A 7,590-nucleotide genomic window follows, 5' to 3' on the forward strand; every position below is an offset into this window, starting at 1 on the left:
CCTGATCTTTTTCTTGCACCCACTTGATCTTTTTCTTACAGCGTTTTAAAAATCAGGTGCGTTAGCCCTGCTCCTCCAGCGCTTTAGCAATCGATTCGGTCATGACTTTGGCGTCTCCGAATAACATGTAAGTATTGTCACGGAAAAATAAATCATTATCGACGCCAGCATAGCCGGCTGACAGGCTGCGCTTGACGAATAGTACGGTTTTTGCCTTTTCGACTTCCAGAATGGGCATGCCGTAAATGGGGGAGTTGGGATCCCTTTTAGCAGCGGGATTGGTAATGTCATTTGCGCCAATGACAAAAGCCACGTCGCAGGTCGAAAAATCACGGTTGATTTCGCTTTGTTCAAAAACCCTGTCGTAGGGGATGTTCGCTTCGGCTAACAGGACATTCATGTGACCAGGCATGCGGCCGGCCACTGGGTGAATGGCGAATCGGACGCGGATATCGCTTTTTTCCAGGGCATCGACCAATTCTTTCACTGCATGCTGAGCATGGGCTACTGCCATGCCGTAACCAGGAACAATGATGACATCTTTTGCATTACTCAGTAGAAAAGCAGCATCTTCGCCGTTCGCCTGGCGAACATTCTGGTTTTCATGTTTACCGACAGCGAGTGCGGCGTCACCCCCTTGCAAACCGCCAAAGATGACATTAATAATGGAACGATTCATGCCTACGCACATAATGTAACTTAAGATAGCACCGCTCGCGCCCACCAGGGCCCCGGTGATGACCAGCAAGTGGTTGCTTAACGTGAAGCCGATACCGGCTGCAGCCCACCCAGAGTAAGAGTTCAGCATGGAAATCACCACCGGCATATCCGCGCCGCCGATGGGAATAATCAGTAGAACCCCAATCAAAAAAGAGAGCAGGGCCATGAGCGTGAATGCATGGATGGATTGAGTAGCGATAAATAACCCCAGTAAGGCCACAATAACCAAACCAATAAGCGCGTTGACAATACCTTGGCCAGTAAATCGAACGGGTTGTCCAGACATCAATCCCTGTAATTTCAAGAACGCAATAATCGAACCGGAAAACGTGATGGCCCCGATAATTAAACCCAGACTCATTTCAACTAAACTGGTTTTTTCGATGGCGCCGGGTGAGCCAATGTGAAAGGCTGAAGGGGCAAGGTAGGCGCAAAAAGCGACCAGCACGGCCGCAAGACCTACCAGCGAATGGAAGCCGGCGACCAGCTGCGGGATGGCAGTCATATTGATTTTCAGGGCAATGAGGGTGCCGATGAGCCCGCCCGCAATAATCAGACTGATAAGCAACAGGTGATGATTAATCGAAGGCATCATCAACGTTGAGCCTACCGCGATGATCATCCCCAAAATACCCAGCATATTGCCCCGCCGTGAACTGGATGGGCTGGCAAGGCCTTTTAACGCCAGAATAAAGCAAACTGCGGCAATCAAATAAAAGAATGAAATAAGCGTAGACATGGGACGTTCCTCTATTTTTTATACATGCGCAGCATGCGTTGCGTCACGACGAAACCGCCGAAAATATTGATGGCGGTAATGAAAATAGCCAGTCCGCCCAACACGGTAATCGTCCCCGTCATACGGATGCCTGTGGCAATCAGTGCGCCGAGAATGATGATGCTGGATATGGCGTTGGTCACGGACATTAAGGGTGTATGTAACGCCGGGGTGACTTTCCAGACGACGTAATAACCCACAAAACAGGCCAGCACGAAAATGGTTAAAATAGCCACGTAAGCATTGCTTAACGAACTGAATTCAGGCATTGACGGCCTCCTTGGTCGCAGTGGTTTGAAAAGGAAGATAACGGCCTTCATGGGTTAATGTGGCCTGTTTTACGATGTCATCCTCGGCATTGAAGGTTAGCGCATCCGGCGAGGTGACCAGCAATTTCAGCAGATTGATTACGTTATTCGCATAAAGCTCACTGGCTGTGGCTGGGATAAATCCGGCCAGGTTACTGTAGCCTACAAGGGTCACACCCTGATGATGAATAACCTCGTCACGTTGGCTGAGCTCACAGTTTCCTCCCCGAGACGTGGCAATATCGACGATGACGGATCCGGGTTTCATCTGATTCACGGTTTCTTTCGTGATCAGCACCGGGGCCGGGCGGCCAGGGATCAGCGCGGTTGTAACGACAATGTCGGCTTGTTTGGCGTATTGATGGATAAGCTCCGCCTGCTGCTTTTTATATTCATCACTCATTTCCCGGGCATAACCCCCGCTGGTTTCACTGTCTTCATTTGTACTTACTTCAATGAATTCAGCGCCTAAGCTTTCAACCTGTTCTTTGGCGGCGCGGCGAACGTCAAAGGCATACACTACCGCACCCAGGCGTTTGGCCGTGGCAATGGCCTGCAAACCGGCGACACCGGCTCCAAGAATCAATACTTTTGCCGGATGAATCATGCCCGCCGCAGTCATCATCATGGGGATGGCACGGTTAAAATGGGCTACGCCTTCAAGAACCGCACGATAACCGGCCAGATTGGCCTGGGAGGATAAGCTGTCCATGCTTTGCGCCCGGCTGATACGCGGGATGAGATTCATGGAAAAAGCGGTAATGGACTGTTGCTGGCACCACTGCAGCAAAGGGCTGTCAGGTTCATTATCAAGCGGGGCGATTAACAGGGCATTTTTTTTCAACTGCGGCAAGTCAGCCGGCGACGGCACGCTGACGCAGGCCAGGATATCGGCTTCCTGCAGGAGGAGGGTGCGATCACTGACAATCACGGCTCCCGCATCCTGGTAAGCACTGTCGGTAAAGCCACAGGCCGCTCCGACGTTCTGCTCACAGTGAACAGTCAATCCCAGTTTCTGGTAATGCTTGAGGCTATTGGGCGTAATGGCCGCACGAGTGTCCCCGGGGTGTTCGTTTAAAGCGACAATAATCATGGTAATGTCCATTTCACCTGAGATAATTTTATCCTATTGCAATCCATTTGATTTTGCTAGTTTTTTAGCGATTAAGTTATTTTAGCCTGCCTTGCTTTCAGCCAAAACAGGTAATCATTACGCTTGTTGCGGCAAACGGTTTTGCTTACCTTACCAGGTATTCGCAAGTCTAGTTGTTCGCTTATGGGAATACTCTGCTTTTTTGCAGGCGTTGTGTTTTTTTATTCGCAATCGCTTTATGCACCCCTGGTTGTATTCTGCGGTTTACTGTTTAAAGCCGGCTGGGGGATCTTGTTCTGGTTCCTTGCAGCCTGCCTCTGGTCCTGGCTTCACCAGCAGGTTATAGCCGAAAAAAACATGCCACTGACGCCCGTTATTCAGCACGCTTTAATTACAGGGCGGATTGTTTCGATACCGGCAGTTAACGCAGACAAAACCCAGTTTCAATTGGCATTAACGGCAATGAATGACAAGCCTGCCAGGGCTTTGATTCTTTTGAATTGTTATCAGCGTTGCCCTGAGGTGCATGCGGGGGAGTCGTGGCAATTTCTGGCCAAATTAAAGCGTCCGGTTAATCTACGCAATCCGGGCGCCTTTGATTACCGCCGTTGGCTTGCCGCGAGGCACGTGAGCTGGACAGGGTATCTTAAATCCGGCCGTCCTTTATTGTTAAAACAGGCTCCTGCTGACAAGCTGCTGGTTGTTCGGGAGAATCTGGCTCAAAAGCTGATGCTCAGTATGCCGAAAGGCGACGAATTGGGTATTGTTCAGGCCTTGACGTTGGGGGTAACCCATCAGATGCGCTCTGATTTATGGGATTTGTTTCGGCGCACCGGGACCACTCATTTGATGGTGATTTCAGGGGCGCACATTGGTTTGGTGGCCGGGTTTTGCATGGGGTTTACGCAATGGCTCTGGCGTCGCTCAGGACGGCTATGCCTTTTTTGCCCAGCGCAGCAAGCGGGCAGTCTGGCTGGCATGCTCGCCGCTTTTATTTATGCGCTGCTGGCCGGGTTTGGTGTCCCTGCGCAGCGTTCGCTGGTGGGGACCGTGCTTTTGTTGTCGCGCTATTGGCTAAGCCGGCCATTTACCACTTGGCAGGCCTGGCGGTATGGGTTATTGCTGGTGCTTTTATATGAGCCCCATGCCGTTTTATTGCCAGGATTCTACCTGTCATTCATGGCGGTAGCGGTGTTAATTATTACTCATCACCGTTATCGGTTGACAGGCATCAGACAAACCCTGGCGCTGCAATTGGCCTGTCTGACCGGTTTGATGCCTGTGACCTTGTATTGTTTTGGTTATGGGGCTGTCAACGGGCTGCTGGCTAACCTGCTGGCCATCCCGTTAGTCAGTTTTATCCTCGTGCCTTTATCCCTCATCAGTTTGATTATCACCTGCTTTGTGCCCTCTGTCTGGTTGATGATGCCGGTGATTGGCACCATCAAATTATTATTGCTCTATTTGCGCTGGATTGATTCGTTCGCCCTGGTCAATCTGCAGTTTGGTCTTCAGGATATAACCACCGTGGTCATGGTGCTGCTGGTATTAGGGCTCTTGCTCGCGCTTCCTCTCAAAATAATCTGGCCTGCTTTATTTTGCATGGTGTTGGCTGTGTCTGTTCCCAAGCCGTCCCGGCTTGAGAAGGGGGAGGCACGCATTGATGTATTGGATGTCGGACAGGGGCTGGCCATTGTGGTTAGCACGCGTGGGCATTACCTTATTTATGATACGGGCATGAAATTTTTCCATGGCAGCGACATGGGTAAGTTGGCTGTTATCCCTTATCTTCAAGCCATGAACATACCCCGGGTTGATAAAATCATCATCAGCCATCCCGATTTGGATCATCGAGGAGGTCTTGAGTCGATTGAAGAACGCTATCCTGGGGCCGAATTATTGGTTGATCGTGTTGATTTTTATCATCGTGGCCAGTCCTGCCATGATTACCCTGACTGGGAATGGGATGGCATCCGTTTCCATTTTTTCCCGGTGTTACAGCAATTCAATGATAAGAACAATTCCTCCTGCATCCTTGCGATTAGCCGAGAGAATCACCGGGTATTGCTGACCGGCGATATCGAGAAGAAGGGAGAAGACTACCTGGTCCAGGCTTATTCGGATTCACTTCGTGCCTCAGTGCTTGTTGTAGCTCACCATGGCAGCAAAACCTCGTCATCGCCGGCTTTTATCCAACGGGTTAAGCCCCGCTTCGCCATTATTTCAGCCGGGTTTGATAACCGTTATCATTTCCCTCATGCGCAAACATTGATGACATTGAAAAAAGCGGCAAGCCAGGTATTGAATACAATGGATTGCGGCCTGGTTCGCATGTTCTTACGGGATAAGGAGGCGTCTCAGCCGGTCTGTTGGGCGGAGCAAAGATAGGCTAATAATTGTCCATGCACGGATCTTATTGACAATAAATTGAACATAAGGTAGTCTATGCGCACGTGTTTGAAGGGGTGTTTTAATGAATGTAGCGGTTCGTTTTATTGGCAGTCTGCTGTTGCTGGGTGTTAGTTTCGGTGTAAGTGCTCAAATTCCCGAATGTCAAAAAAATCATTGCCTGGCTGTTGTGGATGCAGGCAGTACAGGGTCACGCGTTCATATTTATTCTTACGAACTGGATAACACCAATACCCCTATTAATATCAGTGAAAAGTGGAGCAGGAAAATCAAGCCGGGTTTTGCTACGCTGGATGCTAATCAAGCCGCCATTGATAATTATCTAACGGCCTTATTTACCGGCGCGCCTGAATCATCGTTGCCTGTTTATTTTTATTCCACAGCCGGTATGCGTTTATTGCCGCAACCCAAACAACAGCAGATGTATGGGTATTTACAACACTGGTTTGGCAATCAATCGCAGTGGCAATTGCAAACTGCCAAAACCATTACTGGCAATGAAGAAGGACTTTATGGCTGGTTATCGGTGAATTACCAGCTGGGTAACTTTAAGCAGGCGGCTCAAAACACCGTGGGTGTGATGGATATGGGCGGCGCGTCTGTTCAGATTACCTTTCCTGTCAGTGCCAAGGCCCATATCGCGCCCACTGATTTGCAGGAATTTAGCCTTTACGGTCAGCATTATTCCCTGTTTGTGCACAGTTTTCTGGGCTTGGGGCAAACCGAAGTCTCGCATCAGTTTCTTGATTCCAGCAGTTGCTTTATCACCAATTACGAATTGCCAGACGGCATCCTGGCTGAAGGCAATGCCTTTGCCTGCGAAGGGGAAGTCGCACCTTTATTAAACAGTGTTCATCACGTGAATGAAGTGGTGCAGCCCATCCTGTCTGCAAACCCTGTCAAAGAATGGTACAGCTTGGGTGGCGTCGTGGAGTTGGTCAAAAGCAAGCCGTTTGTATTCAATAACAACCAATTTGACAATCAGAATCTGATTGACCAGGCCAACAGCGACTTTTGTCAACAGCAATGGTCAGCGATTAACTCGCAATACCCAAACAACGAATACGTTTACGGCTATTGCCTGTTCCCGGCTTATTATTACGCTCTGATGGTGGATGGTTACGGCCTGCAACCCGAGCAACCTGTTCATTACCTCAATGCCGACCAAAGCGGCGACTGGACACTTGGCGTGGTCCTCCATCCAAAAGCCTGATCTTGATCTATAGAACCTCAGGGAAGAGGGGAAAATCCATTACCGATATTGCGCCCATCGCAAGCCAAAGATATACTTCTCCCCACTGCCGTTGTAGCTCAGTCGGTAGAGCAATTGATTCGTAATCAATAGGTCCGCGGTTCGATTCCGCGCAACGGCATTGTAAAATCAAGAGGTTAGCGAATCAAAATTAAATTTTCAAATTCTCAATGGGTACTTTAGTGGGTACTTTTGAAAACCCTTAAACGATTATGATGATGTATCAAGCCAATGAATTCTATTTCAAATAAAAAGACCATGCCCTTAGCAGAAGCACTTTTTAGAGTGAAGGGAGAGCTGCGCCTTATTAATAGAGCTTTGGATGTAGGTGATAATCAAAAGGTATTAATTCATCGAATTAGCCTAAAAGAACTTTTAGAGAGGCTGCGGCATTCATTGGCACTATCCACAAGAGAGTCAACTATTGACAATATTCTTTTGAGCGCATCTAAGGAAATTATGAGGCTTGCTGACACCACTCTTGATAACGCTTCGGGTTACCTCTCAAGCTGTTTGCTGAGTCAATAATAGGACGCCATAGTTCTGTACGAACCTTCTCCTCAAAGTTCTTATTAGAAGCATGTAATAAAATACTCCAAGAGTTCCATTTATAAGCTCCTATCATTGTATTATTAATCAAGTGAAGCTTATGCAGCCTATGTTTAAATATTTGTAGCGCATTTCCACTCAGGAGTGAATCAACTTGCGGTTCAAGGCTACCAGAAAATATTTTTTGGAACTGATGGAAACCTCTCTCAAAGATTTCTTTTATAAGCAAAGAATGGGAGCTTCTTTCTCTTTGCCGATACCGATTGGCAGTTGGAATTATAGGAGTTCCATGAGCTAAAATTTTATACTCTTGAATCGTGCTGCTAGGTTTAAAGCTGGAAAGTTTATCAAAATACTGTGTTATTATGTTGTTTGCGTGTTTATGAAAAATTTCCGTTGATACTTGGATGAGTCTGTCCGAAATTCTGTGTAACTAGCCATTCTATTACTCGGTGACTCTATCACCGAATTCGATCATAAA

Annotated in this window: 6 protein-coding genes and 1 tRNA gene; 4 read left to right on the plus strand and 3 right to left on the minus strand. The window is 48.1% G+C overall.

Features of this window, described 5'->3' with window-relative positions; translation table 11 throughout:
* Positions 1 to 61 precede the first annotated feature (61 nt).
* The 3 genes from Lery_RS03610 to Lery_RS03620 are packed head-to-tail and all read right to left on the minus strand — an operon-like array spanning position 62 to position 2,899.
* The gene (locus Lery_RS03610) at positions 62 to 1,459 is read right to left on the minus strand and encodes an NAD(P)(+) transhydrogenase (Re/Si-specific) subunit beta (protein ID WP_058525896.1); all 1,398 of its coding nucleotides are present in this window, start codon (positions 1,457 to 1,459) and stop codon (positions 62 to 64) included.
* Positions 1,460 to 1,470: 11 nt separating this feature from the next.
* Positions 1,471 to 1,767, minus strand: coding sequence for a proton-translocating transhydrogenase family protein (locus tag Lery_RS03615; protein ID WP_058525897.1), 297 nt, complete (start codon positions 1,765 to 1,767; stop codon positions 1,471 to 1,473).
* The gene (locus Lery_RS03620; RefSeq protein ID WP_058525901.1) at positions 1,760 to 2,899 is read right to left on the minus strand and encodes a Re/Si-specific NAD(P)(+) transhydrogenase subunit alpha; all 1,140 of its coding nucleotides are present in this window, start codon (positions 2,897 to 2,899) and stop codon (positions 1,760 to 1,762) included. The genes Lery_RS03615 and Lery_RS03620 overlap by 8 nt, the downstream gene beginning before the upstream one ends.
* A 183-nt stretch (positions 2,900 to 3,082) precedes the next feature.
* Here Lery_RS03620 and Lery_RS03625 point away from each other — a divergent pair, with 183 nt between their 5' ends.
* From Lery_RS03625 to Lery_RS03640, 4 genes are all read left to right on the plus strand, one after another.
* Positions 3,083 to 5,287, plus strand: coding sequence for a DNA internalization-related competence protein ComEC/Rec2 (locus Lery_RS03625; RefSeq protein ID WP_058525898.1), 2,205 nt, complete (start codon positions 3,083 to 3,085; stop codon positions 5,285 to 5,287).
* A gap of 85 nt (positions 5,288 to 5,372) precedes the next feature.
* The gene (locus tag Lery_RS03630) at positions 5,373 to 6,521 is read left to right on the plus strand and encodes an acetate and sugar kinases/Hsc70/actin family protein (protein ID WP_058525899.1); all 1,149 of its coding nucleotides are present in this window, start codon (positions 5,373 to 5,375) and stop codon (positions 6,519 to 6,521) included.
* An 87-nt stretch (positions 6,522 to 6,608) separates the two neighbouring features.
* Positions 6,609 to 6,681: transfer RNA gene (locus Lery_RS03635), tRNA-Thr, on the plus strand.
* A gap of 110 nt (positions 6,682 to 6,791) precedes the next feature.
* Positions 6,792 to 7,088: a hypothetical protein gene (locus Lery_RS03640; protein WP_131751211.1), complete on the plus strand. Its 297-nt coding sequence runs from the start codon at positions 6,792 to 6,794 to the stop codon at positions 7,086 to 7,088.
* The last annotated feature ends 502 nt before the right edge of the window (positions 7,089 to 7,590 follow it).

This window comes from Legionella erythra, from assembly GCF_001467615.1.
Taxonomy (GTDB): domain Bacteria; phylum Pseudomonadota; class Gammaproteobacteria; order Legionellales; family Legionellaceae; genus Legionella_C; species Legionella_C erythra.

Excerpts from the sequence above, each read along its gene's own strand:
- Lery_RS03610 (WP_058525896.1), bottom strand. The coding sequence starts at position 1,459 with ATGTCTACGCTTATTTCATTCTTTTATTTGATTGCCGCAGTTTGCTTT.
- Lery_RS03615 (WP_058525897.1), bottom strand. The coding sequence starts at position 1,767 with ATGCCTGAATTCAGTTCGTTAAGCAATGCTTACGTGGCTATTTTAACC.
- Lery_RS03620 (WP_058525901.1), bottom strand. The coding sequence starts at position 2,899 with ATGATTATTGTCGCTTTAAACGAACACCCCGGGGACACTCGTGCGGCC.
- Lery_RS03625 (WP_058525898.1), top strand. The coding sequence starts at position 3,083 with ATGGGAATACTCTGCTTTTTTGCAGGCGTTGTGTTTTTTTATTCGCAA.
- Lery_RS03630 (WP_058525899.1), top strand. The coding sequence starts at position 5,373 with ATGAATGTAGCGGTTCGTTTTATTGGCAGTCTGCTGTTGCTGGGTGTT.
- Lery_RS03640 (WP_131751211.1), top strand. The coding sequence starts at position 6,792 with ATGAATTCTATTTCAAATAAAAAGACCATGCCCTTAGCAGAAGCACTT.